The sequence below is a fragment of the Enterobacter soli genome, assembly GCF_964208575.1.
Taxonomy (GTDB): Bacteria; Pseudomonadota; Gammaproteobacteria; order Enterobacterales; family Enterobacteriaceae; genus Enterobacter; species Enterobacter soli_A.
The window spans coordinates 39616-65204 of record NZ_CAXOFU010000011.1 but is presented as its reverse complement, the minus strand read 5'-3'; the positions used below and the strand labels follow the sequence as shown (position 1 = coordinate 65204).

The 25589-nt window shown below is 55.7% G+C and carries 25 protein-coding genes; 14 read left to right on the top strand and 11 right to left on the bottom strand.

Annotation, left to right across the window (positions count from 1 at the left end; translation table 11 throughout):
* Positions 1 to 43: 43 nt before the first annotated feature.
* Positions 44 to 1378, top strand: a complete 1335-nt coding sequence (locus tag AB6V08_RS13065; RefSeq protein WP_368543199.1) for an MFS transporter — start codon at positions 44 to 46, stop codon at positions 1376 to 1378.
* 33 nt (positions 1379 to 1411) lie between these two features.
* Here the strand turns inward: AB6V08_RS13065 and AB6V08_RS13060 are convergent, their stop codons facing one another.
* Entirely contained in the window at positions 1412 to 2128 is a 717-nt protein-coding gene (locus AB6V08_RS13060) for an IclR family transcriptional regulator (RefSeq protein WP_368543197.1), read from the bottom strand.
* Between the two features lie 166 nt (positions 2129 to 2294).
* Here AB6V08_RS13060 and AB6V08_RS13055 point away from each other — a divergent pair, with 166 nt between their 5' ends.
* Together AB6V08_RS13055 and AB6V08_RS13050 are read left to right on the top strand one after the other, a co-directional pair.
* Positions 2295 to 2990 carry an RraA family protein gene (locus AB6V08_RS13055; RefSeq protein ID WP_368543195.1) on the top strand — a complete coding sequence of 232 codons (696 nt, stop codon included), beginning with the start codon at positions 2295 to 2297 and terminating at the stop codon, positions 2988 to 2990.
* A complete protein-coding gene (locus tag AB6V08_RS13050; protein ID WP_368543193.1) occupies positions 2987 to 3934 on the top strand; it encodes a hydroxyacid dehydrogenase in 948 nt (315 codons plus the stop codon). The genes AB6V08_RS13055 and AB6V08_RS13050 overlap by 4 nt, the downstream gene beginning before the upstream one ends.
* Positions 3935 to 4372: 438 nt before the next feature.
* Here AB6V08_RS13050 and AB6V08_RS13045 read toward each other — a convergent pair whose 3' ends face one another.
* The 3 genes from AB6V08_RS13045 to uspF all read right to left on the bottom strand — a co-directional run bounded on the left by AB6V08_RS13045 (position 4373) and on the right by uspF (position 6615).
* Positions 4373 to 4795, bottom strand: coding sequence for a hypothetical protein (locus AB6V08_RS13045; protein ID WP_368543191.1), 423 nt, complete (start codon positions 4793 to 4795; stop codon positions 4373 to 4375).
* Between the two features lie 108 nt (positions 4796 to 4903).
* Entirely contained in the window at positions 4904 to 6001 is a 1098-nt protein-coding gene (locus tag AB6V08_RS13040) for a baeRF11 domain-containing protein (RefSeq protein ID WP_368543189.1), read from the bottom strand.
* A gap of 179 nt (positions 6002 to 6180) precedes the next feature.
* Complete coding sequence (gene uspF / locus AB6V08_RS13035) at positions 6181 to 6615, bottom strand: universal stress protein UspF (protein WP_368543187.1); 435 nt, start codon at positions 6613 to 6615, stop codon at positions 6181 to 6183.
* A 659-nt stretch (positions 6616 to 7274) separates the two neighbouring features.
* Here uspF and AB6V08_RS13030 point away from each other — a divergent pair.
* A complete protein-coding gene (locus tag AB6V08_RS13030) occupies positions 7275 to 9296 on the top strand; it encodes an acyltransferase family protein (RefSeq protein WP_368543185.1) in 2022 nt (673 codons plus the stop codon).
* A 43-nt stretch (positions 9297 to 9339) separates the two neighbouring features.
* On the opposite strand, the gene AB6V08_RS13025 is transcribed toward AB6V08_RS13030, so the two are convergent.
* A complete protein-coding gene (locus AB6V08_RS13025) occupies positions 9340 to 10116 on the bottom strand; it encodes an SDR family NAD(P)-dependent oxidoreductase (RefSeq protein WP_368543183.1) in 777 nt (258 codons plus the stop codon).
* 170 nt (positions 10117 to 10286) lie between these two features.
* Between AB6V08_RS13025 and AB6V08_RS13020 the strand changes: the two genes are divergently transcribed.
* The 3 genes from AB6V08_RS13020 to AB6V08_RS13010 all read left to right on the top strand — a co-directional run bounded on the left by AB6V08_RS13020 (position 10287) and on the right by AB6V08_RS13010 (position 12890).
* Positions 10287 to 11198 carry a LysR substrate-binding domain-containing protein gene (locus tag AB6V08_RS13020; RefSeq protein WP_368543181.1) on the top strand — a complete coding sequence of 304 codons (912 nt, stop codon included), beginning with the start codon at positions 10287 to 10289 and terminating at the stop codon, positions 11196 to 11198.
* A gap of 104 nt (positions 11199 to 11302) precedes the next feature.
* Complete coding sequence (locus AB6V08_RS13015; protein ID WP_368543179.1) at positions 11303 to 11590, top strand: VF530 family DNA-binding protein; 288 nt, start codon at positions 11303 to 11305, stop codon at positions 11588 to 11590.
* Positions 11591 to 11597: 7 nt separating this feature from the next.
* Entirely contained in the window at positions 11598 to 12890 is a 1293-nt protein-coding gene (locus tag AB6V08_RS13010; protein WP_368543177.1) for a glycoside hydrolase family 10 protein, read from the top strand.
* 37 nt (positions 12891 to 12927) lie between these two features.
* On the opposite strand, the gene dsbG is transcribed toward AB6V08_RS13010, so the two are convergent.
* The 5 genes from dsbG to AB6V08_RS12985 form a co-directional block, all read right to left on the bottom strand.
* Complete coding sequence (gene dsbG / locus AB6V08_RS13005; RefSeq protein ID WP_368543175.1) at positions 12928 to 13686, bottom strand: thiol:disulfide interchange protein DsbG; 759 nt, start codon at positions 13684 to 13686, stop codon at positions 12928 to 12930.
* A gap of 123 nt (positions 13687 to 13809) precedes the next feature.
* On the bottom strand, positions 13810 to 14370 hold the full coding sequence (locus AB6V08_RS13000) for an RNA polymerase sigma factor (protein ID WP_368543378.1): 561 nt from the start codon (positions 14368 to 14370) through the stop codon (positions 13810 to 13812).
* Positions 14371 to 14375: 5 nt separating this feature from the next.
* The gene (locus tag AB6V08_RS12995; RefSeq protein ID WP_368543173.1) at positions 14376 to 14789 is read right to left on the bottom strand and encodes a hypothetical protein; all 414 of its coding nucleotides are present in this window, start codon (positions 14787 to 14789) and stop codon (positions 14376 to 14378) included.
* Between the two features lie 97 nt (positions 14790 to 14886).
* The gene (locus AB6V08_RS12990) at positions 14887 to 16098 is read right to left on the bottom strand and encodes a diguanylate phosphodiesterase (protein WP_368543171.1); all 1212 of its coding nucleotides are present in this window, start codon (positions 16096 to 16098) and stop codon (positions 14887 to 14889) included.
* Between the two features lie 143 nt (positions 16099 to 16241).
* A complete protein-coding gene (locus AB6V08_RS12985) occupies positions 16242 to 17726 on the bottom strand; it encodes an alpha/beta hydrolase (RefSeq protein ID WP_368543169.1) in 1485 nt (494 codons plus the stop codon).
* A gap of 267 nt (positions 17727 to 17993) precedes the next feature.
* On the opposite strand from AB6V08_RS12985, the gene AB6V08_RS12980 reads away from it, so the two are divergent.
* From AB6V08_RS12980 to AB6V08_RS12950, 7 genes are read left to right on the top strand one after another with little or no spacing between them, the layout of a single operon-like run.
* Positions 17994 to 18848, top strand: coding sequence for a MurR/RpiR family transcriptional regulator (locus AB6V08_RS12980; protein WP_368543167.1), 855 nt, complete (start codon positions 17994 to 17996; stop codon positions 18846 to 18848).
* 12 nt (positions 18849 to 18860) lie between these two features.
* Positions 18861 to 19436 carry a D-alanyl-D-alanine dipeptidase gene (ddpX, locus tag AB6V08_RS12975; protein WP_368543165.1) on the top strand — a complete coding sequence of 192 codons (576 nt, stop codon included), beginning with the start codon at positions 18861 to 18863 and terminating at the stop codon, positions 19434 to 19436.
* A 15-nt stretch (positions 19437 to 19451) separates the two neighbouring features.
* On the top strand, positions 19452 to 20984 hold the full coding sequence (locus AB6V08_RS12970; protein ID WP_368543163.1) for an ABC transporter substrate-binding protein: 1533 nt from the start codon (positions 19452 to 19454) through the stop codon (positions 20982 to 20984).
* 23 nt (positions 20985 to 21007) lie between these two features.
* Positions 21008 to 22030 (top strand): ABC transporter permease, encoded by a 1023-nt coding sequence (locus tag AB6V08_RS12965; protein WP_368543161.1) that lies wholly within the window; start codon positions 21008 to 21010, stop codon positions 22028 to 22030.
* Entirely contained in the window at positions 22027 to 22920 is an 894-nt protein-coding gene (gene ddpC, locus AB6V08_RS12960; protein WP_368543159.1) for a D,D-dipeptide ABC transporter permease, read from the top strand. Before AB6V08_RS12965 ends, ddpC begins: the two co-directional genes overlap by 4 nt.
* Positions 22920 to 23906 (top strand): ABC transporter ATP-binding protein, encoded by a 987-nt coding sequence (locus AB6V08_RS12955; protein WP_368543157.1) that lies wholly within the window; start codon positions 22920 to 22922, stop codon positions 23904 to 23906. Before ddpC ends, AB6V08_RS12955 begins: the two co-directional genes overlap by 1 nt.
* On the top strand, positions 23899 to 24828 hold the full coding sequence (locus tag AB6V08_RS12950) for an oligopeptide/dipeptide ABC transporter ATP-binding protein (RefSeq protein WP_368543155.1): 930 nt from the start codon (positions 23899 to 23901) through the stop codon (positions 24826 to 24828). The genes AB6V08_RS12955 and AB6V08_RS12950 overlap by 8 nt, the downstream gene beginning before the upstream one ends.
* Positions 24829 to 24839: 11 nt before the next feature.
* Here the strand turns inward: AB6V08_RS12950 and AB6V08_RS12945 are convergent, their stop codons facing one another.
* Positions 24840 to 25589 carry an SDR family NAD(P)-dependent oxidoreductase gene (locus tag AB6V08_RS12945; protein ID WP_368543152.1) on the bottom strand — a complete coding sequence of 250 codons (750 nt, stop codon included), beginning with the start codon at positions 25587 to 25589 and terminating at the stop codon, positions 24840 to 24842.

The following is a 25589-nucleotide window of genomic DNA, read 5'->3' as shown; positions in this document are numbered from 1 at the left end:
CATCGTTTTCCTGATAAACATAATGAAACCCTGCGAGGAAACAATGACCGATCAATTAACGAACTGCGCGAGCGATAACGACGCGCTGGAAAAAGAGACCATGCGGCGGGTTATCTGGCGCATTCTGCCTTTCCTCATAGTGAGCTACCTGGTGTCGATTATTGACCGGGGCAATATTGGTATGGCCGCGCTGCAGATGAACCAGGATCTGGGCCTGAGTAAGGCGGCTTTTGGGTTCGCCAGCAGCCTCTATTTTGTGGCCTATTTTATCTTTGAAGTGCCCAGCAACCTGGCGATGCAGAGAGTAGGGGCACGGCTGTGGCTCCCGCGCATTATGATCAGCTGGGGTCTGGTATCAATGTGTATGGCGCTGGTTCAGGATACAACCTCGCTGTATATCGTCCGTTTCCTGCTGGGTGCCGCCGAAGCGGGCTTTTTCCCGGGCGTGGTGCTTTATCTGACCTGGTGGATCCCGTCGCGCTACCGTGCGCGCATCATTGCCTCCTTTATGGTGGCCATTCCGCTGGCTAACTTTATCGGCTCGCCGCTTTCAGGGCTGATCCTTACGCTTGACGGCTGGCTGGGCCTGCGTGGCTGGCATTTGTTGTTTATTATTGAAGGGCTACCGGCGGTGCTGTTGGGGATAGCGGCATTTTTCGTCCTGCGCGACCGCCCGCATCAGGCTGCCTGGCTGAGCGATCGGCAGAAAGCGTGGCTGGAAAATACGCTTGAGTCAGAGCGCCAGCAGCAGAAACATATCGGGCACATCAGCACGTGGAAGCTGTTAAAGCATCGCCAAATCTGGCTGATGGCGCTGATTTACGCCGGCGCATCGTCTGCCGGCACCACGCTTAGCGTCTGGTCGCCGCAGCTGCTGAAGTCTTTCCATCTTGATAACCTGACCACCGGCCTGCTTAACGCCATACCTTATGGCCTGGCCTCCGTGCTGATGATCGTCTGGGGGCGCAGTTCGGACCGCACCAACGAGCGTCGCTGGCACACCGCATTGACCCTGTTTATGATTGCGGCGGGCGTCTTCGCGGCGTTTATTAATCTTTCGCTGCCGGCCACCATTATCATCCTCAGCACCATTCTGGTTGGCGCTTATTCCGCGAAGGGGCCGTTCTGGGCGCTGGCGTCTGGCTGGCTGAGCAGCACGTCGGCCGCCGCAGGGCTGGCGGCAATTGGCGCGATCGCCAACCTGATCGGCGGTGCCGTGATGGTGAATGCCTACGGCATTATTGATGAACGGACAGGAAGTCATACTCTGGCGATGTTGCCGCTTGCAGCTCTGTGTCTGGCGGGGGGCATTGCGGTGCTGGCAATGGGGCGCCGTTATTCGCGGCCAGCCAGCCAGGAAAAACAGGTCAGCCATTAATGCGCAAAGGCGGGATTATCCCGCCTTTTTTGATCATTCCTTCAGGCCGTAAAACGCTTCGCAGAAGGGCTTGCTGGCCCCTAATTTGAGCGACAGACGGTTGGCTGTTTCATACATCAGCTGGCGGATGCCGCTCTCTTTGCGATCTTCCGTCAAACGCGATGACGGCCCGGTCAGGGCCAGCGCCGCGATCATTTTATCGTGGACGCCAAACACCGGCATCGCGAAGGCCGAGGTATGCGGATCGCGCGCGCCGGAGGTGTAAAACGGCAGCGCTGAATCGTCCTCCTGCAACGCTTCGCCCATTCCCCAGTGCCGTAAAACCTTGCTGATAGCGGAGCCATCCAGCGGGAACTGGCTGCCGGGCAGGTTGCTGTGGCGTAATCCGTGCGACGCTTCGGCGCGGAACAGGCACAGGCGCTGTCCGCTCTCAATCACGTACCAGCTCGCGCTTTCGCTGGACGCCTGCGATAGCGTCTGCAATTCCGGCTGCACGATCCTGCCAAGCTGGAAAGATTGTTCATAGAGCTTGCCGAGATAGAGCAGCCGATGGCCGAGCGTATAGGTGCCATCGTCATGCCGGATGATGTAATTCATACGCTCAAGCGAATTCATCAGGCGATACACGGTTGTTTTGTGATATCCCGAAAGCTGGGCCAGCTCAGTCAGCGTCAGGCTGTCATTACCGGGATGGAAGCAATCAAGTAAAGCCAGCGCCTTTTCAACAGCAATTACGCCTTCATTCCCCATCGTTTTCTCCTTTTTGCCGAACAAAATTGTACCTGAATTTTGTGAGTAACTTCGTGTTTACATCACAAACAACTTCGCAACGCTGGCTAAAAGCGAAGCAATGCCCGTATAGTTGTTTTACATAGTACACGTTAGTTGTATCTAGTAAAACAAATGGAGAATACCCATGCCTGCATCCCAACAGAAACTGATAAATGTCGATATTGAACGCGTTGCCCCAGAAGAGGTCCGTCAGGCCGCCGAATTCCAGGCGGCCATTCTCGCTGACGTAGCCGGGCGCCGTGGCACATTACACGGTCGTATCAAGCCGCTTGCGCCACATATGTCGGTTGCCGGACCGGCTATTACCGTAGAGGTTCGTCCGGGCGATAACCTGGCAATTCACGCCGCGATGGCCATCGCCAAACCGGGTGACGTATTAGTGATCGACGGAAAAGGGGATTTGTCCTGCGCGCTGCTGGGAGAGATCATGGCAACCCAGGCGCAGGCCAGCGGTATCGCAGGTATCATCATCGACGGCGCCGTTCGCGACGCGGAAACCTTAAGCAAACAAAACTTTCCCGTTTTCGCCGCCGGCCTGAACCCGTGTGGCCCAACCAAGTTCATACCGGGCAGGGTGAATCATTCTATTTCCGTGGGTGGCGCAGCGGTGCAGGCAGGGGATTTGGTCGTCGGGGATATTGACGGCGTGGTCGTCATCCCGCGCGATGAGGTTCGCACCATTATCGATCTGGCAAAAGGGAAGCTGGAGATGGAATCAAAACGTCTGGTTGCCATCCGCGAGGGCGAACTTCGTCCGCACTGGCTGGAGAGCGCGCTGCGTCAGGCGGGAATGCTGAGCGCCGGGGAGACACTGCCATGAAGACTAAAGAAGTCGTACTGGTTACCGGCAGCGATTTGGCGGATGCGGCGCTCAGCATGCTGGAAGATTACGAGCTGGTATTTGCTGGCCGCCAGCCAACGGAAGAGCAGCTGATAGCCTTGTGCCAACAGCACAATCCGGTGGCGATACTGGTTCGCTACGGCAAAATCACGGCTTCGGTGATGGACGCCGCGCCGGCATTAAAGGTGATTTCCAAGCACGGCAGCGGCATTGATGTCATCGACGTGGAGGCGGCGACGGCGCGCGGAATTCAGGTTCGCGCCGCGCCTGGCGCCAACGCCGCTGCGGTTTCCGAGCACACCTGGGCGTTAATTCTGGCCTGCGCGAAGTCGCTCATTCCGCTTGACCGCCGCATGCGCGAAGGTTACTGGGACAAATCAACGCATAAATCCCTCGAGCTTGAAGGCCGAACGCTGGGGCTGATTGGCCTGGGCGCCATTGGCAGCCGCGTGGCGAAAATCGCCAGCGCCTTTGGAATGAAGGTTCAGGCATACGATCCCTATGCAAAATCGTTCCCGTCTGGATGTGAGCGCGTGGATGAGCTTAACGACCTGATCGGCCAGGCCGATATTTTGTCGCTACATTGTCCGTTGACGCAGCAAAACAGGGGAATGATCAACGCCGCTACGCTGGCGCTGTGCAAGCCGGGCGCCATACTGGTCAACACGGCGCGAGGCGGATTGATCGACGACGCGGCGCTGGCCGCGGCATTAAAAGCAGGAACCCTGAGCTGGGCGGCTCTCGACAGTTTTCATGTTGAACCATTAACTGCGCCGCACATTTGGGAGGAGATCGACAACGTCATTTTGTCGCCGCACGTTGGCGGCGTGAGCGACGCGTCTTACGTGAAAATGGGAACAGCAGCTGCGGGCAACATTTTGCAGGTGCTGCAGGATTCCGCGCAGACGGAAACGGCGTACTAAAACTGGAGCAGCTCCGGGGTGAACGGGGCTGCTGTGTTTTTGGTGGGGGCATTAGCGTGGTGGTCGGAGAAGATGCTGATTTGGTTAACGTCGTACAAAGTGGAAACTTTGCCACATGAGGCGCTATCAGAATCCTTTGATCTTGAGAGTAGACTTGACGTGCCGGATGTCGTAACTGGGACTAAAGATAACATTGGTGCGCATAATGTATATTATGTTAAATGATATAAATCGTGGTCACGTGCATGAGCACCTCTCTTTCAGATCGCTGAATCAGTTCGCTTGCTAAAGTTCAGTTGTGGCGGCACATCGCTAAGTTCAAGGCTTTCATTTATCTGGAAGCAACCAAAGAACTCATCTCATGGCTGATCAGACGACAAGAGGGACTCAAAGCCCCTCTTCTGTTCATTGTGCCTTAACGATAGACAAGCGTGCATGTCAGAGGTAACGGTCAGCGAAAATCTCGTACTCGTGGTTTACTTGTTCTTCGTCGATATCAGGACGGTTTTTTATCTCTACTTTTAGCTGCCGGAACATACCAACCCTGGCATAGTCCCGAGCTGCTCGATTGATTGCTTCAATATGATAATCGTCAACGACAAAATCGCCCTCCCGAACTGAATAGATAAGAAGAGGTCTGACTTTTTTATGTGGCTTACACGCGATTAACCATTCCGTACGAATACTTATTGCTTTGCAGTCAGCATTCAAATTGCTGGCGCGTAAGTAGGTTTCTATCAACCTGCCGGCCCGCTTGATATACATTGGCACGTTCGCTTCTACAAGTACCACCTCATCATCGTCGCAGCCGGTAGCACCGAGTATTAAGAGTAATAAGAACGCGTATTTGATAATTTTCATTTCGACCCCTCTCAAAAAAAGAGAGCTCCGCCCTCTTTCCAAATAAAAATTGACCGTTGTTAGTTTTTTTCTTTTGATGTGTATGAAGCCCGCGTTTGCGGGCTTTTTTTATAGCGGGTAACGTAAAATCGCGTGTAGGTCCGCACCAGATGGCAGATCTTCGCCGCGCACGGCTAACACCCTGGCTCCGGTAGCAATCGCCCTTTTAGCGATCTCGTCGATAATTCCGTAACCGTTTTCTCCCTCATCCAGCGAGAGCAAGCCGTCCTTGTTAATGGTCCCTTTTAACGAGCTTTCGATGTTAATTAAAAGCAGCTCTATAGCCCCGAAAGTTGCGGCGCGGGCGGCCTCCGAAAGTTCCTGAGTTACTCGCCGTTCACCTGCGCGGATTTCGAAACGTGTTTTAAGGGCATCTAACTGCGCCCGATAGTAGTTATCCAGTAACGGGCGAACCTGAGATACCAGGTCTGTCAGACCGATATGTTCGGCGTTGGTGAACAACGTTTCGTCGGTAAGGTTCGAGAGTGTATTCGTGGCACGATAGATAGAGGCCAGGGGTTCGGCAGCAACTAAAAAAAGCGGGTGATTGTTGATGGCTAACAGCGGGCGCAGGGCTTGATCTACTTTCCGGGTGTATTGCGCGAGCCGCACCTTATGATGCACAGCCCCATGATGATGATCGTTTAACACGGCTTCAGTCATTGCGTCGCGTCTGCATGTTGGCATGTTTGGCACTTCCACCTCTGCCGGCGGGACATCCGCAAAAAACTCGATCAGCCGTGCTTCGTTCACTGATAGCGCCAGAATATACGCTGAGTGCGGGAACGTGAGCGCGCGTAAAAGCGGCTTAAGGTAAAAGCGTTCGCTGACTTCAAGCTGATTAAGTAAGTTGTTCGCTAAGCGGTAAGTAGTGATACTTTCCGGTGTCGCCAGAATGGCAAGGCTTCGGGCGTGGCAATCCCAAAATTCAACATCTTCCAGTACCGAATAGAGTTCCTCTTCAAGCATGGCTAAACGGCGCTTATCAAGCCCTTTTTCTTCGACCTGCTGCAAAGCAGATTTTATGAAATTGCCTAACTGAATTTTGCTGGCCTCCAAATTCTGCCGGATCGGGGAGGTTTCGAGGTAAATAGAGATACAGGCATCAGAACGAATATCGGATAAACGAGAAAACTCGTCATGGCCAGGAATATCAACGTATAACATAATATGCCTCAAGAAATTTAATATTTAGATAATTGCCTCATCCATTTTGAGAGTAAGGTGATCTCAAATGGAGAAGTCATATATAAGTTAAGGGTTGTTATCATTTTCATTGAGCATGTTACTAAGGTAAAAAATCTAAATGTTGCGTAACTCCTTGATAAAATAATGTGGGAACAATTTTATCGAACAACAAGCACAGAGCATTCTGCGTGTCTTACTACTGCAGCGGTCGTAGAACCGAGCAGATATTTTGTAAATTTATCGCGCCGCGAGCTAATGATTATCAGGTCGGCTGAAAGCCTGGACGCCATTTCGAGAATTTGATCTTTCGGGGAGCCTGATGTTACATGAATGAAGGTTTTCACATCAGGTAACTCGAAGTTTCTTACTGTTTTTTCGAGAGTTTTTTTGGCTGTATTAACAAGTTCATCGATCGATGGGATATGGATTGAGTGACGCCCTCCCAGTGCGGGGTAGTAAGGAAAGGGTTGTACTACAGATAAAAAATGAATCTCACTGGTATTAAAACGTGATTCATTTTGCGTATGGGTAATAATAGTGTGAGCTAAATCACTCTCGGTTACATCAACAGGAACGAGTAATTTTCTGGTCATAAATCCTCCGTTCTTTATAACTTTTCAATTTATTTATCACATGTTGGGAAAACGATAATCTATATAGTCGCCTCTACGAGAGACGACTACATATTGCACGCTAAAAATAGACCTTTTTGGGTTAATTTAACTTAAACAGTTCTTAAACAAGGGAGAGAAAGATAATAAAGCGCGAAATAGATAAGTGTATTTCAAGTGATAGCTTTTGTTAGCATGATTTATATCAAATTAGGCAGGTTATTTTTATAATATGGGCACGTGAGTCAAAATTATAAAAAGTGTGATACGGATCGGGTGTTAATTAATAAGACTGGAAACAGGTGTATGGCAACACGAACTCATGGTCGCAGTTGCGGTGCCTCATACCAGGTGGCTGGTCGTCGATGCGGCTCTCCAGGCTCAGCTTGACGGCCTCGATGCTTTCAGACATGGCAAGAATGACCGTGTTTCACTCAACTGCCTGCTGGCTTGCCCCCTTCTCGCACCAGGCCTTCCGCAGCAGCGCCTGCGGAAAACATCAAACAATCCGATTTGTCGTTGCTGTTCAGCACTCTGACGGGATACCATATGAACATTCATAATGAAATACACCATTAATCTGTTGTTATAAAAAACATTATTAGCAAAAACATATTAAAAATGTAAGGTATCATCATAAAATGGATTTAGCTTTAGAAACTAAGACAAAAATTCAGGCCGCAAAGAAGTATAGAGATGACATTGATGGACTCCGTGCTGTTGCCGTGATGCTTGTTATATTATTTCATGCTGGCTTGTCATTTTTTCCATCTGGATTTATCGGAGTAGATATTTTCTTCACTATATCTGGATTCCTTATCACTGGAAAAGTTATTAGTGAAATTGAAAAGAAAACCTTTTCAGCTTCAGGATTTATCTCTGGTCGATTATGGCGATTGCAGCCTGCTCTTATCACAGTTATGCTGGCGACTATTGTCGTAGCATCATACTGCTACATTCCTGAGGATTATCTAGCCTTTACTAAAAGCGCTAAATATACGTCTTTGTTTTTATCAAATCAGTATTTTGATAAACTAAGTGCGACCTATGCATCTCCCGACGCGGACTATTTTCTTCTTTTACACACATGGTCTCTGGCGATTGAATGGCAATGGTATCTTTTATTTGCGCTCTTTGCGGCCATCCTTACCATAGCAATCAACAAGGCTAAAATTAGAATTACGCCGAAAACAATGCTTTATGGATGGCTGACACTAACTGTTATTGCAACTGTTGCCGTGATTATAATATCTCATTTTAATCACAAACAACATTATTACTCGCTAGCAATGCGTGCATTTGAGTTTCTTATTGGTGGTAGCGCAGCGCTTTTAAAGAATCGAATTCCTGCTTTTAATAAAACTTTAAATAATATACTTGCCGCGGGAGCTATTATTGCCATCGGTTGGGTTTCGGCAATAAACATTCCCGTTTCATTATATCCAAATGCATGGACCCTGCTTGTCTGTGCCGCTTCTTCGCTTTTGTTTTTAAGTCAAGGCTCGTTTGTAAGTCGTGTTTTACAGATGACCCCAGTTAACTACACAGGGAAGATATCTTACTCATTGTATCTATGGCATTGGCCAGTATTTGCAACGTTTAATTATCTTGGGCACCCTCTTTCTGGTTCTTCATTATATCTTGCGTTACTCATTACACTGGGTATGGCAATACTTTGCTATCATGGAATTGAAAACAAATTCCGTAGAGTGAAAATGCCTTTTCTGAAGAGCCTCGTCCTGCTGGTCGTTGCACCACTCGTGGTTTGCGTCACGCTGTATTCTGTCACTGAAAAATCTAATGGCCTACCGCAGCGTTTTAACGCTGAATATAATCATTCCTTCCAGCTACTCCATGATGCTTCAGACAAGGCCGCTTTAAGAACTGATTGTCACGGTGGAAAACAGATCCTGGCCGACTGCCATTTCGGCGATAATGACGGCTCTAAAAAGGTCTTTTTAATCGGCGATTCAAATGCTAACCATTTTTGGGGTTTTTATGACGTTTTAGGAAAAGATGCAAATGTGAAAATGTACTCTCTTTCCACATCTTCCTGTCTCGCTTTACCAGGCATATATCAATTCGACTGGTGGCAGTACAAAGATGTGAAATATGAGAAATGTCATGATAATACTAAAAAATATTATGACTATATAAAATCAAATCACTATGATTACGTGATTATTGGCCAGGTATGGAAAAATTATTTCGGCACCCACTTGATCAATAAAGATGGTGACGAAAGAAGCGAGTCTCTCTCAAATAAGCGATACGAGGATGCACTTCGTGCCGCATTGAATATCATTGTCAGCGCAGGTTCAAAGCCAGTCATCATGTTCACGATTGCCACTATGCCTGTTAACTATCAGAACTGTATAAACCAGCACGTTATCCACCGTCGTCCTTATGATGTCAATGAATGTGACAATCAAAATCCTTCAAGGGATAACAATGAAAACGTGACGAAGCTTATGCAGAAAATGAAGAGCGAATTCCCGACGCTTACATTCATTGACTCAAAGTCTATTCAATGCGTAAGTGGTAAATGCATCACTAGCATTGATGGAACAACTATATATCGTGATGAAGGGCATTTAACTGATTTTGCTTCCTACAAATTCGGTGAGATGTATATCAAAGAGTTCGGTAATCCGCTTAAATAAATCCCCATTACGCCAGGCATCGCCTGGCGTTTTCCTTATTTCATCAGGCGTTACGCCCCGCCATCACACCACCATCCACATCCCAAATCGCGCCCGTAACCCAGCCCGCCTTATCGGAAAGAAGAAACGCCACTGTTTCAGCGATATCAGCCGCCGTGCCCACGCGGCCGATAGGATGGAAACCGTCAAAGCTATTCATCACATCTTTCACGTCGTCTTTTGGAATAAAGCCTTCGTAAATCGGCGTGTGAACCACTGCCGGAGATACCGCATTCACGCGTATACCCTGTCCGCCGAGTTCAATGGCCAGATTTTTGGTTAACGCGTGAAGACCCGCTTTTGCCATTGAATAGGCAGATGAAGGCGTTGCGGCAATGGCCTGCTGAGCCCACATCGACCCGACATTTACGATGGCGCCCTGCGTTCCCGCCTCGAGCATGTTGCGCACCACCGTGCGGGTAATAAAGAACATCGCGCGGTTGATGCTCATATACATGTCGTAGTCGGCCGCTTCATGCTCGATAAAGGCTTTCGGGAAGAAAACCCCGGCCGCATTTACCAGCAGGCTAATATCGCTATGCGCATCGTTGATCGCGTCGATTACGCGCCGCATCCCTTCCTCTTTCATCAGATCGGCAACAATAATCGCTACCGGGCCGAACGCCGCCAGCGCCTGACGGGCCTGCTCTGATTTATCTTCGCGGCTGCCAATAAGCACCACGCTGCCGCCCTTTTGCAGAATCCTTTTTGCCGTTTCGAAACCCATGCCGCTGGTGCCACCGACCACTAACAGTTTTTTACCGGCGAAAGAAACGTCCATCGTTAACCTCATATATTCATTTTGACGGGTGAAAGCAGCCTTGCTGCTCTTCGTGTGGCAGCAGAATGCCACTCAGAAAGCGCGGTGACGAATGAGAAGAAATTGCGTGTCGGGAAAGAAATTCTATCTTACTCGGGTATAGTTATGGGCAGTTCACTCCGGAGTTTTACATGCGATCGCTTAACCGACTCAAATGGCTACACGCCTTTGAAGCCACTGCCCGGCACGGCAGCTTTACTGGCGCTGCCGAGGAGCTGGGGGTAACCCCTGCCGCCGTCGGTCAGCTTGTCCGCTCCCTCGAAGCCTGGGTTGGCCACCCTCTCCTTCACCGCACCCGCACGGGCAAGGAGCGTCTGACGCTGGTTGATGAAGCGCGGGATGCGTTGCAGGACATTACTCATGGGCTGGATAAGCTGGAAGCGGGATTAAACAAACTGCGCGGTCGCCGGGCGCGGGCGGTGGTGGTCGTTACGGCCTCTCAGGTTCTGATGATGAACTGGCTGATGGCGCGTCTTAACCGCTTTGCAGAAACCCATGAAAACATCGATCTGCGGCTTAACGTCACTGAAAAGCTAATGGACGTTGCCCACGGCGAAGCGGATATCGGCATCCGCTGCGGACAGGGCGACTGGCCAGGCGTCAATAAAACCTGGCTGATGGATGAAGAGGCGGTGCTGGTATGCAGCCCGCGCCTGGCTCCGCCGGAGAAAACCGACTGCGCAACATGGCTCGCCGCGCAAAAGTTGATCCACGATGACACCCCGCATCCCGGCGCAGATTTTCCATCCTGGGAGACCGTATTCAACACGCTGAACGCCCCGGAGCCGCGCGAGAGCCGACTGCATATCAACTCCACGTCTGCCGTGATTTTATCGGCGCTCAGCGGTCGCGGGGTGGCGATAGTGCGCCATGCCCTGGTGAAGCAGCTGATTGAAACCGGGCAGCTCGTCCATTTACAGCCCAACCACCGCTGGCCGCTGAAATGGGCCTATTACGTGGTCACTCCGCAGCAGTCGGTCATGCGCAATGAGGTCAGCGTTTTTCACGACTGGCTGCTGCAGGACGTGCTTGAACAGCCGTAATATTGATAAAGAGAGGATTCAGCCGGGCCATTGCCGCCTTCCCTCCTTTCTTGTAACCTTTGACCGTTTAATCCCCCAGAAAATATGAGAAAACCGGACGCAACATGACTGCACACACTTCGAAAGATCCTTTGCATGGCGTAACGCTTGAGATGCAGGTCAATGCGCTGGTTGCCCGCTACGGCTGGGATGAACTGAGTAAACGCATCAAAATCAACTGCTTTAAAAACGATCCCAGCGTCAAATCGAGTTTGAAATTCCTGCGCAGAACGCCCTGGGCGCGTGCAGAAGTCGAAGCGCTGTATCTCGACTCTCTCGACGATGACGCCATCGATGAACCGGATGTTCCCGCCTTTAACCCCTGGGCTAATAGTCGGATCACTAAGAGCTAAAACATCAATGTCACGACACGTAAAACGGATTGGTGCGCTTATTGGTTGCGCACTTTTACTTGTTAGTTGCTCCTCAAAACCCCCTAAATCGCTCGTCACGCCCCTGCCGCCGGTGGATAAACCCGGCCAGCCGCTCAACGAACCGATGCGCGGCATCTGGCTGGCGACGGTCTCTCGCCTCGACTGGCCGCCGGTATCCTCGGTGAACGTCAGCAGCGCAGAGCTGCGCATCAGCCTGCAAAAGCAGGCGCTGAAGGACAAGCTCGATAATCTCAAAGGACTGGGTATCAATACCGTGTTCTTCCAGGTGAAGCCCGACAGCACCGCGCTGTGGGCGTCCAAAATCCTGCCGTGGTCAGACATGATGACGGGCACGATTGGCGAGTATCCTGGCTACGATCCGCTGCAGTTTATGCTCGACGAAGCGCACAAGCGCGGCATGAAGGTTCACGCCTGGTTTAACCCCTATCGGGTCTCGACCAACATCAAACCCTCGACCGTTGCGGCGCTCAACCGAACCGCCTATCAACAGCCCTCCAGCGTATATGTGCAACATCCTGAGTGGATCCGCACCTCGGGGGATCGCTTCGTGCTCGACCCGGGCATCCCGGAAGTGCGCGACTGGATCACCCGCGTGGTAAACGAAGTTGTCGCCAACTATGCGATAGACGGCGTGCAGTTTGATGACTATTTCTATACGGAAACGCGCGGTTCGACGCTCAACGATAGCTCGACATTCCAGCGCTACGGTCAGGGCTTTGCGTCCAAAGCAGACTGGCGACGCCACAACACGCAGCAGCTGATCGCGCAGGTGTCGAAGGCCATTAAGGCCCAGAAGCCCAACGTCGAATTTGGCGTAAGCCCGGCGGGCGTCTGGCGCAACCGATCGTTTGATCCTGCGGGGTCGGATACCCGCGGCGCCGCGGCCTATGATGAGTCCTTCGCGGACACGCGTCTGTGGGTGCAGCAGGGTTTGCTGGACTACATCGCGCCTCAAATTTACTGGCCCTTCTCACGCAGCGCGGCGCGTTATGACGTTCTGACGAAGTGGTGGGCGGACGTCGTCAAGCCGACCCACACGCGGCTGTATATCGGGATTGCGTTTTATAAGGTGGGAGAGCCATCTAAAAACGAGCCGGACTGGACGGTGAACGGCGGCGTGCCGGAGCTAAAAAAGCAACTAGACCTCAACGAATCTCTGCCCGGCGTGAGCGGCACCATCCTCTTCCGTGAGGATTACCTCAACCAGCCGCAGACCCAGGATGCGGTGAGCTACCTCAGAAGCCGCTGGGGAAGCTAAAAAAAAGGCAGAAACGCGCGGTTTCTGCCTGTTTTACTTAGGGTTTCGGGCCAAACATCTCCGTGAGCTGCTTCTCGTCCGGCATTCCAACCACCTGCTGCAGCTCATTTCTCGCGTTCAGATAATAAATCGCTGGCGTGGCGTTTGCCCCCAGCGAGTCCATCAGCTTCTGATGCTGTTGCAATACATCGAAGGTCGCGCGCGACGTTTCGCCTTTGTTTTCAGGCAGTTTTTTACCGCCCGACAGCTCGTACTCCTTCCACGCGGTGACCGGATCTTTGGCGTTCAAGATGGCCGACGCGTAAGGGCCGCTCTTCGGATTCAGAAACGCCACCAGCAGCGTGTTTAGCTGTACTTTCCCGGCCTTCACCCAGGGTTGCGCCTCAGACCAGAACGCTTTGCAGTACGGGCAGAACGGATCGGCAAAGACAAACACCTTGCGCGGGGCGGTATCAGCGCCCTCTTTCAACGGATGCGCCGCATTAAGCGATGTCCACATCTCTTTTCCAAGCGGAATGTAGATCTCTTTCTGGAAAATCTCTTCGCTCAGGTTTTTACCTTTATCGTCATAAAGATAGCCGGAAACAACGTGCTTACCGTCAGGCGTTAAAAAGAGCGTCACGCCCATGTCCTGATACTGCCCCAGCCACGCCGGTGCACCGCCCGGCGCGTCGATCTTCTTGAGGATTTTGATCCCCTGCTGCTCGCTGAAATTTTTCACCACGTCAGGCAGAGCCTCTGCCGCGTTTGCCAACCCGGAAATTGCCAGCGCGGAAAGTAACAGTAATTTTTTCATTCGTGTCTCCGCAGTCAGCCGAAAGCCGTCGGCTGCGCGTAATGATTCCCATAGTCGATTTGAGATCATAAACGACAGGAATGATTCTACAAGGCTTTGCACTGTAAGGATTTGTCTGTAGGGCTACTCGCCCGTCAGCGCATCATAGATATCCCGAAGCCGGGTTCGCAGATAAAGCACCGCCTTGTGCTTGCGGGACAAGAGCGTTTGCACGCTGACGCCGTTCTCTTCCGCCAGCGTTTTCATGCTGTAGCCCTGGAGTTCCGTTTTTTCGAACACCTCGCGCTGGGGTGACGGCAGTTCGGATAGCGCATTTTCCAGCTCTTCCCACATCAGCGTTTTCAGATACTCCTCTTCGGGCGTCTGCGGGATGCCAAACAGCGTTTCGGCGATCTCATCCTCGGCGAAATCGCCGTCGTCGTCTGCGCTGAAATAGCCGGGCAGCGGCACTTCGCGTTTCTTACGCGCCCGGTCGGTCATTTCATTGCGCGCCGCCCGAAAAAGCCAGGCGGCAACGTTCTCAACCGGCTGCTCGACGTTCATCAGCTGAACGGTGATTTCCTGAAAGATATCGTCAGCGTCCTCGCGAACGGCGCTCCGTCCGCGGATGAAGGCTTTCAACCGCGTGCGGCAGGCATGTAGCGCCGACATCAGCAAAGAGTCGCCTGCCGCCCCGGTTTTCATCTCGCTCACTCGGCTTCCGGTGCTTTTGCAGTGCTTTCATCACGCTTCTCTTCGCGATGCCCGCGCCCGCCGCAGTGTCCGTGACGGCCAAACCCGCCGCGACGCTGCTGGATAAAGGCTTCCCGCTGCTCGGGCGACATCTTCATCCAGCGCTCATGCATCCGCCGGTGTCCGCCAAACATCCCCGGACGAAAACCCAGACCGCCAAAAAGAATACGGCACAGGATCAACAGCCCAAGCGCCTGCCAGAACCCGATGGCGTTGACGCCCAAAATGGCTGGCAGGATCGCATTCCACAGGGACATCACCAGCAGCCCCAGCACCACAAACACGATCGCGCCGATGGCCAGCGCTTTCCCCATGCGATGTCGCCCAAAACCACGCCCGCGGCCGCTTTCGTGCATAGTAAAATCTCTCATTGTCGTTACCTCATTAACCTACTGATTATGGTCTGTGGTGAGGTAGACGTATGAGCGGAGGAAATATTGCTGGAATGGGGAAAAATTTATTCGAATATTAAATAATATGCGGCCAATGAATGTCACCAACGCCGTTAAGCTGCGGTCGGGCAAACAAAAATCCCTGAAAACGCCTGATCCCGGCGGACTCAAGCCAGCACCACTCCTCTAGCTTCTCAATCCCTTCCGCCACCAGCGAAATCTCCATGTCGGTACAGCAGCTGACGATGGATTTCACAATCGCCTGTTTCGGCCCGCTCAGGTGAATATCGCTGACAATCTCCCGGTCGATCTTGATCTTGTCCGGCTGGAATCTGGTCAGCAGCGACAGCCCCGCATAGCCGGACCCGAAGTCGTCAATCGCCAGGCCAATGCCTTCGGCACGCAGCTGTTTAATGGCGCTGTTAAACTGGTTAAAACCGGAAATCATTTCGTTTTCAGTAACTTCAATCACGACCTGTTCCGGCTGGAGTCCATGACGCTTGATTTGATCCACCAGAAACTCCACCGCGCCAGGCACATTCACCAGAGACATGGGCAGCAGGTTTACCGCAATTTTATGGCCGCCAATGCCGAGCTTCTCGGCCAGCGCAAAGGCGTAGGCCTTGGTCTGAAGGTCAATCTCGTAGATTTTGTTCTGATCGATACTCTGGAAAAATCGCTCCGGGCTACCGCCGTCGTTGCCGCGAATCAGCGCCTCGAGGGAGGTGATTTTCCCCTGGGTGGGTTCAACGATAGGCTGGAGGGCGAACTGGCAGCTCTGATTGGCAATCAGCCCTTCGATCCGTTCGCCAAAGGGCGCGTTTTCTTTCGACAGCGTCCACTTATCCGCAGTGAGCGCAGATGCCGCGCGCGCCGTTTTTTTCTGGGTAATGAACGACTGGATGAATTTAAACACCCTGTCTTCGGAGGCAAGGTAGCTTTCGAGCTTACTGTAGCGCAGAACGGATTCCAGTACCGCTTTCGGCGATTCAATGCGCAGGTCAAAGAGGAACATACCGACATTCTCGAAGCGCCTGCGCGGACCGTAGTCCCGCATCAGCTCGACCACGTCGGTGTGCCGCCTGTCGTCACGAATGCGGTGAAACAGCTTAACGATGCTCTCCTCCGCGCCTTCCAGCACCTGGAGGATCTCGAGTCCGTTAAACAGCATAATTCCGGTAATATTCATTAGCGCATTGCGCTGCCGCGCGTGCTTAATCAGGGCGTCAAGCTGCTCTGATTTACAGGATGAATTTAACTGGCTTCGGTAAATGAGTGTTGTCAGCACAGTAATTGTTCCTGATCTTTTCTATGCGGCGATAAGCTATTGTTTAGCATACTTCCCCTGTAGCGACTAATTATATTCACGCGGGTAAGCGCATTAATATCGCCCGTAGGAAAACATCCACAATGTGAATGCGTTAGCGCTGCCTACTTTTTCTCATCCGCATCAATGTGCTCGTCGATCCTCGCCTGCATATAGCTGTAAAACGGATTCGAGGTAATCCGCATCAGCGTATCTTTCCCGACGCTTAAAACCGAGGTTTCGCCCCACAGCGACACCGTGCCGAGGCTTACGCCGTAGCGGTTTTTCTCTTCTGGACGGCTGCCGTAGAGGTCATCGTCTGGCGGAAAAGGCACCGCCACGTGCGACAGGGAATAGACGTCCTGCGGGTAAGGCGTGGATAAAGGCACGCTCTGCGCGTCGAGACTTCCCGCCGGAGTGGTTTTTGCGACCGTATCAAAGGTGTGCGGCGTAGCGTTGGTGATTACCGTGACACTGTAACGCCTGAGCGCAGCGGGAAGCAGCTCCGACACCGCCGTCCAGGATGCGGGTTTAAACAGCGGACGCAGAATGGCGGCCTGGTTGATATCAAACACCACCAGCTCGCTGCCGTTGTCCGGCAGCCTGTCGAACAGTCCGGTGACCACCGCGCGGGTGCTGACCGTTGAATCCATCACCGACTGGAAGGCAATCACCGGCGGCAGCGACGCGAGCCTGCCTTCGGCCTCGGCGCGCCCAAACTGCTGCTGCAGCGCTTTGGTCAGCAGCCAGGACTGGCGGGCGGCGTTGACCGGGAAGGAGTTATATTTATACGGGTTATATTCCGGGGTGATGTTAAGCCACGCGGATTTCGCAAACGCCGGGAGCATGGCGGGTAATCCGGCAAGCCCGGCAAAGCGCGCGAACGCCGTGACGCCAATCATCGGCGAGAGCAATACCAGCCGCTGAGGTTTACGCAGGTTCGGTGAATCCAGGCTGTCGAGGGCATACTTCATTGCCAGCGCCCCGCCGTTGGAATATCCCACCAGGTGCAGCGGCACATCGCTTCCCGCCAGACGCGTTGCTTCCCGCACGCCGAGCCGCGCCGCGGCAAGCCAGGACTCCCAGTCGACGGCCGTCAGCGCGCCGGGCGCGGTGCCGTGACCCGGCATGCGCGGCACCACGGCGACAAACCCGTGCTGCTGATAATCCAGCGCCAGATGCCGGACGCTGTAGGGCGCATCCGTCAGTCCGTGCAGCAACACCACCGCGCCGCGCGGCTTGCCGGCGGGCATCAGCACGAACGAGCGGTTGGCATCAGGAGTAAACTGCCCCGGCCACACAAGGCTGTGACGATAAAAACGGTTGAGCGGCGTCTTCTCGCTCTCTTCAACGCGATCCGTCACCTCGCTCTGTAGATCGCTGAAAATGGCCTTTTCTCTCTCGAGGTACTGAGCGAAGGTCGCGCGATCGATTTCGCGAGCCGACATCTCATCCCCTGTCCAGGTGTGCCATTCGTGCAGGCCGGGCTCTTTCAGCGAGGCATAAATTCGAACGGTGAGCAGCACGATCAGGACAATGCCGACAACCAGTGCCACTTTCTTTGCCAGAACCATAAGGCGCACGCTAATGCGCCACGGCAGGTTAGCCATGCCGGTATCCCTTTCCTTTCTACGATGCCCTTATCTTAACAAAAATGTGAAGGCGCTGACGGTTTTGCCAAAGTCCAGCCCGCGCCGTCCGTCCCTGCACCAAAAGTGAACTACGCTGCACAAATGTTGATCATTAGTTAAACAAATATTGCATTAGCTTTGCTGCCGCAGGCGGATTTCGCCGTCATGTGAACATGGCACGCGCCGTGCATTGTTAAGCAACTAACACCCTATCGGCGTTTGACAGCCTGTTAACAGCGAGGCGGTATGACGACAAAACCAGAGATGCTGGCCCGTATCGAAGCGCGTTTTAGTCAGTTCACGCCCAGCGAAAAGCGCGTGGCGAGCTGGATGCTGGCGCACGGGGCGCAGATCCCGTTTGAAACGGCGGAAAGCGTGGCGCTGGCAACCGGCACCAGCGGCATTACGGTAGGACGCTTCCTGCGTAAGCTTGGCTATCGCAATCTGGAAGACGCCAAAAAAAGCCTGCGCGATCCGTATCAGCCCTGGGGCATGAACGATCGCCTCGACTCCTGGCAACAGCAGCAGCCGCTCTCTGACCGACTCCAGCATTCGCTGTCGCTGGAGGTAGACGCCATTACCCACGTCTATCAGCTGGCGCAGACGGATGTGTTTAAGCAGGTGGTGCATCAGCTCACCCACGCGGACGCGGTGTTTGTGCTGGGCATTCAGTCCACGCGCGGGATCGCCAACGCGTTTTTCAGCCATCTGGAGTATCTGCGCCCGCGCGTTAGCTATTCCGAGGGGCTGTCCGGCAGCTGGGTGGAGTCGCTCAATTCCGGGTTTGCGCGGCCCTACATCGTGCTGACCGACACCCGCGCCTACTCCGCTATCGCCCGTCAGTACTGCCGGGTGGCGAGTGAGAAAGGCCTGTCGATGGCGCTGATCACCGATATCTGGTGCCCCTGGGCGCGAGACTACCCGGGAGATTTGCTGCAGGTGAAAACCGATACCGGCCACTTCTGGGATTCGCTGGCCCCGGTGAGCTGCCTGTTCAACCTGCTGCTGTCGGGCGTGGTGGAGATGCTGGGTGACGCCCTCCCGGAACGCCTGGCGATAAACCGACAGCTACAACAAGAGTTTGGTCAATTCGAACGCTAAAGGAGCGGAGCTATGCCCGAAGAGTATCCCCTGGTGGATGTGGCGAAGATCTTTCCCTCGCTGCATATCGATCTGAAGTACGCGACTGCGGACAACCTCACCGGTCATCCGATTTATCAGGAGCACCTGTGCCTGCTGCACGCCGACGCCGCCACCGCGCTGGCGAAGGCCATCAGCATTGCCACCCTCGCCGGGCTAAAACTGGTGGTCTACGACGCCTATCGCCCGCAGGAGGCGCAGGCCCAGCTGTGGCAGGCCTGTCCAAACCCGGAGTACGTGGTGGACGTGGCGATTGGCTCTAACCACAGCCGCGGCACGGCCATCGACGTCACGCTGATGGACGAGCACAGCCGCATGCTGGATATGGGCGCCGGGTTTGACGAAATGCACGACCGCTCCCATCCGTATCACCCGTCCGTGCCGCCTCACGCCCAGCGCAATCGCCTGCTGCTGAACGCCATTATGTTCGGCGCCGGGTTTGTCGGGATAAGCAGCGAATGGTGGCACTTTGAGCTGCCGAACGCCGCCGGCTATCCGCTGTTAGAAGACCAGTTCGCCTGTTATACGCCTGCACACACATCACGTTAACGCTGGAGCACTGCCATGAAAACAACGCTTCTCACTACGCTCATCGCCGCCACCCTGGCCTGTAGCGCGCCCCTGGCGCAGGCTGCGGTGCCAAAAGACATGCTGGTCATCGGGAAAGCCGCCGACCCGCAAACCCTCGACCCGGCGGTGACCATCGATAATAACGACTGGACGGTGACCTATCCCTCCTATCAACGGCTGGTGAAGTACAAGCCGGGCACCACCGAGGTGGAAGGCGATCTGTCGACGGGCTGGAAAGCCTCGGACGACCAGAAAGAGTGGACCTTTACCCTTGCCGATAACGCGAAGTTTGCCGACGGTACGCCGGTGACCGCCGAGGCGGTGAAGCTCTCCTTCGAGCGCCTGCTGAAAATCAGCCAGGGGCCGTCTGAAGCCTTCCCGAAAGATTTGAAAGTGGACGCGGTGGATGAGCACACGGTGAAATTCACCCTAAGCCAGCCGTTTGCGCCCTTCCTCTACACCCTGGCGAACGACGGGGCGTCCATCATTAACCCGGCGGTGCTGAAAGCGAACGCCGCCGACGATGCCCGCGGTTTTCTGGCGCAAAACACCGCCGGGTCCGGCCCGTTTATGCTGAAAAGCTGGCAGAAAGGCCAGCAGCTGGTGCTGGTGCCGAACCCGCACTGGCCGGGAGCGAAACCGCACTTCAAGCGCGTGTCGGTGAAAATCATCGGTGAGAGCGCCTCGCGTCGCCTGCAGCTCTCCCGTGGCGATCTGGACATCGCCGACGCCCTGCCCGTCGATCAGCTCTCCGCCCTCAAGCAGGAAGGCAAAGTGGCCGTGGCGGAATACCCGTCCCTGCGCGTGACCTATCTGTATCTCAACAACGGCAAAGCGCCGATGAACCAGGTGGATTTGCGCCGGGCGGTCTCCTGGGCGACGGATTATCAGGGCATGGTGAAAGGGATCCTCAGCGGCAACGGCAAGCAGATGCGCGGGCCGATCCCGGACGGGATGTGGGGCTTCGACGCGAGCGCCATGCAGTACAGCTTCGATGAGGCCAAAGCCAAAGCGGCGCTGGAGAAGGTACAAGAGAAACCCGCCAGCCTGACCTTCCTCTATTCCGACAACGACCCGAACTGGGAGCCTATCGCCCTTTCCACCCAGGCGAGCCTCGGCAAGCTGGGCATCAACGTCAAGCTGGAGAAGCTGGCCAACGCCACCATGCGCGACCGCGTGGGGAAAGGCGATTACGACATTGCCATCGGCAACTGGAGCCCGGACTTCGCCGACCCGTATATGTTCATGAACTACTGGTTCGAGTCGGACAAAAAAGGGCTGCCGGGAAACCGCTCGTTCTATGAGAACAAAGAGGTCGACGGCCTGCTCCAGGCGGCGCTGAAAACCACCGACCAGGCCGAGCGCAGCAAAAATTACCAGCAGGCGCAGAAAATTGTCATCGACGAGGCGGCCTACGTTTATCTGTTCCAGAAGAACTACCAGCTGGCGATGAACAAAGAGGTCAAAGGCTTCACCTTTAATCCGATGCTTGAGCAGGTGTTCAACATCGACACCATGAGCAAGTAACGGGCCGCGCCGGGGGAAAGCGTATGACGTTCTGGAGCATAGTGCGCCAGCGCTGCTGGGGGTTAATCCTGGTGGTGGCCGGCGTGTGTATCATCACTTTTATCATTTCGCACATGATCCCCGGCGATCCGGCGCGCCTGCTGGCGGGCGACCGCGCCAGCGACGACATCGTTCAGGGCATTCGCCAGCAGCTCGGGCTGGACAGGCCGCTCTATGTGCAGTTTGGCCGCTACGTGGATGCGCTGGTTCACGGTGATTTAGGCACCTCTATCCGCACCGGGCGTCCGGTGGCGGAGGATCTCAAAGCCTTTTTCCCGGCCACGCTGGAGCTGGCGTTTTGCTCTCTGCTGCTGGCGCTGGCAATCGGCGTGCCGCTGGGAATTTTGTCGGCGGTGTACCGCAACCGCTGGCTGGATCACCTGGTGCGCCTGATGGCGATGACCGGGATCTCCACGCCCGCCTTCTGGCTCGGGCTGGGGGTGATAGTGCTCTTCTATGGACATCTGCAAATCCTGCCCGGCGGCGGCAGGCTGGACGACTGGCTCGACCCGCCTGCCCGGGTGACCGGCTTTTACCTTATTGATGCGCTGCTCGAAGGCAACGGCGAGGTGTTCTTTAACGCGCTCCAGCACCTGATCCTGCCGTCCCTGACGCTGGCGTTTGTGCATCTGGGCATCGTGGCGCGTCAGGTGCGTTCCGCCATGCTCGAGCAGCTCAGCGAAGATTACATCCGTACCGCCCGCGCCAGCGGCCTGCCGGGGTGGTACATCGTGCTGCGCTACGCCCTGCCGAACGCAATGATCCCGTCCATCACGGTGCTCGGCCTGGCGCTGGGGGATCTGCTTTACGGCGCGGTGTTGACCGAAACCGTCTTCGCCTGGCCGGGGATGGGCGCCTGGGTGGTGACCTCCATTCAGGCGCTGGATTTCCCGGCGGTCATGGGCTTCGCCGTGGTGGTGTCGCTGGCCTACGTTTTAGTGAATCTGGTGGTCGACCTGCTCTACCTGTGGATCGACCCACGAATCGGGCGCGGAGGTGCCGAATGATGATGACTCAGGAAACGCCCGTTCCGGTGAAAACCACGCCGCCGCGCATCGACTGGGCGAAGCTGTTCTGGCTGCTGCGCAAAAGCCCGCTGACGCTGGTCGGCGGGGTGATTATGTTCCTGATGCTGGCGCTTATGGTGACCTCGCCGTGGATCGTGCCGCACGATCCTAACGCGCTGGATCTGACCGCGCGCCTGCAGGCGCCCTCGGCGCAGCACTGGTTTGGCACCGACGAGGTCGGGCGAGATCTGTTCAGCCGCGTGCTGGTGGGCAGCCAGCAGTCCATCACCGCCGGGCTGGCGGTGGTGGTAATTGCCGGAGGCATCGGCTCCCTGCTCGGCTGTTTGTCCGGCGTGCTTGGCGGGCGCGGTGACGCCCTCATCATGCGGGTGATGGATATCATGCTGTCGATCCCCTCTCTGGTGCTGACGATGGCGCTCGCCGCCGCCCTCGGCCCGAGCCTTTTTAACGCGATGCTGGCGATAGCCATTGTGCGCATACCCTTTTACGTGCGCCTGGCGCGCGGGCAAACCCTGGTGGTGCGCCAGTTCACCTACGTGCAGGCCGCCCGGACGTTTGGCGCCTCGCGCTGGCATCTCATCAGCTGGCATATCCTGCGTAACGCCCTGCCGCCGCTGATTGTGCAGGCGTCGCTGGATATCGGCAGCGCCATTCTGATGGCCGCCACCCTTGGGTTTATCGGGCTCGGCGCGCAGCAGCCTAGCGCCGAATGGGGTGCGATGGTTGCCGTCGGGCGTAACTATGTTCTTGACCAGTGGTGGTACTGCGCGTTTCCGGGCGCGGCGATCCTGATCGCCGCCGTGGGGTTCAACCTGTTTGGCGACGGGATCCGCGACCTGCTCGACCCGAAATCAGGAGGAAAACAGTGATGAGCGAATCGGTCCTGTCGATTGAAGACTTACACCTGAGCTTCCCGATTTTTCGCGGGGAGGTTCACGCCCTAAACCACGTTTCGCTGGAGATTAAGCGCGGCGAAATCGTCGGCGTGGTGGGGGAATCGGGCTCCGGAAAATCGGTCACCGCAATGCTGGCGATGCGCCTGCTGCCCGAAGGCAGCTATCGCGTTCACCACGGGCAGGTAACGCTGCTGGGGGAAGACGTGCTTCGGGCGTCAGAAAAGCAGCTTCGCCAGTGGCGCGGGGCAAAAGTGGCGATGATTTTTCAGGAGCCGATGACCGCCCTCAACCCGACCCGGCGCATTGGCAAGCAGATGGAGGAGGTGATCCGCCAGCACCAGCCCCTTTCGCGCCGCGCCGCCCGCGCCAAAGCCATTACCCTCCTGGAGGAGATGCAAATTCCGGATGCGGCAGAGGTGATGGACCGCTATCCGTTTGAGCTGTCAGGCGGGATGCGCCAGCGGGTGATGATCGCCCTTGCCTTCTCCTGCGAGCCGGAGCTGATCATCGCCGACGAGCCGACCACGGCGCTGGACGTCACGGTGCAGCTGCAGGTGCTGCGGCTGCTGAAGCACAAGGCGCGCGCCAGCGGCACCTCGGTGCTGTTTATCAGTCACGATATGGCGGTGGTCTCCCAGCTGTGCGACCGCACGTACGTCATGTATGCGGGGAGCGTGATTGAGAGCGGCACAACCGACACCTTAATTCGTCATCCCGTTCATCCTTATTCGATAGGCCTTTTGCGCTGTGCGCCGGAAAGCGGCGAGCCGCGCGAGATGCTGCCCGCCATTCCCGGCACGGTGCCTAACCTGACCCGCCTGCCGCGCGGCTGCGCGTTTCGCGAGCGCTGCTTTGCCGCCGGCGCGAAATGCGACGAAACGCCGCCCTTACGGCCCAGCGGCGCGGGCGACAGGCAGGCGGCGTGCTGGTATCCGCAGCTGGAGGTGCGTCATGTCTGATATTTTGCTCAAGCTGGAAAGCGTTCACGTGAACTTCCCGGCGCGTAAAAACTGGCTGGGACGCGTTACGGAGCAGGTTCACGCCCTGAACGGGATGGATCTTCAAATCCGCCGGGGCGAAACGCTGGGCATTGTCGGGGAGTCCGGCTGCGGGAAAAGTACCCTCGCGCAGCTGCTGATAGGCATGCTCAAGCCCAGCGCCGGGGCGTGCCAGCGCACGCGGGACGCAGGCGGAATGCAGATGGTGTTTCAGGATCCGCTCTCATCTCTCGACCCGCGCCTGCCGGTCTGGCGGATCATTACCGAGCCGGTGTGGGTGCAAACGCGCAGCAGCGCCCGTGAGCGCCGTCGACTTGCCGAAACGCTGGCGCAGCAGGTCGGCATTCGCCCGGAGTATCTCGACCGTCTGCCCCACGCGTTTTCCGGCGGCCAGCGCCAGCGCATCGCCATCGCCCGGGCGCTGTCGTCCAGTCCCGATATCATCGTGCTGGACGAACCCACCAGCGCGCTGGATATTTCGGTGCAGGCGCAAATCCTCAACCTGCTGGTGAAGCTCCAGCAGCAGCGCAATCTCACCTACGTGCTGATCTCGCACAACGTGTCGGTGGTGCGGCACATGAGCGACCGGGTGGCGGTGATGTATCTGGGGCAGATCGTCGAGCTGGGGCAAGCTTCGCAGGTGCTGGGCCAGCCGCGCCATCCCTACACCCGGCTGCTGCTCGATTCGGTGCCTAAGACCGGCGAGCCGCTGGACGACAGCCTGGCGCTGCGTAAAACGGAGCTGCCGGGCAATCGCCATCTTCCCGTCGGCTGCTATTTCCGCGACCGCTGTCCGCTGGCAGCCCAGGGCTGCGAAGCGCCCCAGGCTTTACAGCCAGCAGCGGACGGACGCACCGTGCGCTGCTGGCGTAACCTTAGCTGAGCGGCAAAGCCTTAAATCTGCGCCATCCCGCCGTCGACGAACAGCTCGGCGGCGTTAATAAAGCTCGCGGCGTCGGAGGCCAAGAACGCCACCGCTTTGCCCACCTCCTGCGGCTGCCCCAGACGTCCCAGCGGCACCTGGGCGGCCAGCGCATCGTAAAGTCCCTGACGCTGATCCTCCGGCACCAGATCCCCAAGACCCGGCGTCCTGACCGGCCCCGGGCTGACCACGTTCACCCGGATGCCGCGTCCCTGCAAATCCAGCGCCCAGGAGCGGGCGAAGTTCCTCACCGCCGCCTTGCTGGCGCTGTACACGCTGAAGTTGGCGGTGCCTTTGATCGATACCGTCGAGCCGGTCAAGATAATGGACGACCCCGAAGCGAGCAGCGGCAGCGCTTTTTGGACGGTAAACAGCACGCCGCGCACGTTGGTGCCAAAGATACGGTCAAACTGCTCTTCGGTAATGGCGCCGAGCGGCAGCATGTCCCCGCCTCCGGCGTTGGCAAACAGAATATCCAGACGGCCTTCGTCTTTCGCAATCCGGGCGTACACCAGATCGAGATCCGAGAGCTTAGAGACATCCGCGCGGATCCCCACCGCCGAAGGATGAATTTGCCCAACGGCGGCGTCCAGTTCCGCCTGGCGGCGACCCGTGATATACACCTTCGCACCCTGCGCCGCCAGCTCCTGCGCGGTAGCCAGACCAATCCCGGTGCTGCCGCCGGTGACCAGAGCGATTTTTCCTGAGAGCGTGTTGTTCAT